The sequence below is a fragment of the Vibrio sp. R-1 genome (assembly GCF_035615595.1).
Taxonomy (GTDB): Bacteria; Pseudomonadota; Gammaproteobacteria; order Enterobacterales; family Vibrionaceae; genus Vibrio; species Vibrio cholerae.
Genome location: NZ_WPDC01000243.1, coordinates 1 through 795 on the forward strand (window position 1 = coordinate 1; position 795 = coordinate 795).

Below are 795 nucleotides of genomic sequence, written 5' to 3' on the forward strand. Positions count from 1 at the left end.
ATTTTCAGATCCAGTTTGAAATTACGGATGATTTTCTCATCCAAACAGCTTCGCAAAAACTTATTCATCGCTGTCATATCATTGGAGCTGTAAAAATCGAGCATCAGCGTATTAAACTCTTGTTGACGCTTTGCTTGAACATTGATGATCGGAAAACCATTAGCTAAAAGGATCCCATTCATCATAAAACGGCCAGTACGCTTATTAACGTCCCAAAAAAATTGGGTTCGGGCCATTTGTAAAAATGCAGTGATCGCCTGATCGTAAATATCAGCCTCATTGCCTACTTGTTGCTCAACCTCAATCCACTTTGCATCCAACTCATCCGGAGCTGGAGGTTCATACTCAGAGCCCGTTATAGAAACATAACCCGAACGGAATTTTCCCCACTCCAATGCCTCTTCTTGCCCGGCGATGTTGTGAATTTTTAAGGCTATTTCTTTAGTAAATTTAAACTCTCCACGATCGACCAAAGCAAAGATAAATTCCCATGCTTTAGCTTGGTTCATGGCCATGTTTTGATCACTGATTCGATGACCACCGACAGTGATCCCATCAAGGATGGTTTGTACCTCTGGCAAAGTCATTGCAACACCTTCAAGGTTCACCGCATCATAAACCAGAGCAGGCACATCTCTTTTAGCAAGCTGCTTAGCCAAAGCTATATTTGGCTTCATATGCCAAGTGTTATCTGAAAATGCTGTCATAGCGATATTCTTCAATTTAAGTAAAACTAGGCCAAGTATACACTTGTGAGCAGACAAGGTGGTAGAAGTCGGCTAACGCCCGCCTAAG

General features: G+C 42.0%; 1 protein-coding gene. It reads right to left on the bottom strand.

Annotated elements, in window-relative coordinates; all coding sequences use genetic code 11:
- The coding region (locus tag GOU96_RS17875; protein ID WP_324702103.1) for a Fic family protein at positions 1-707 on the bottom strand (707 nt) is incomplete at its 3' end.
- Positions 708-795: the final 88 nt, after the last annotated feature.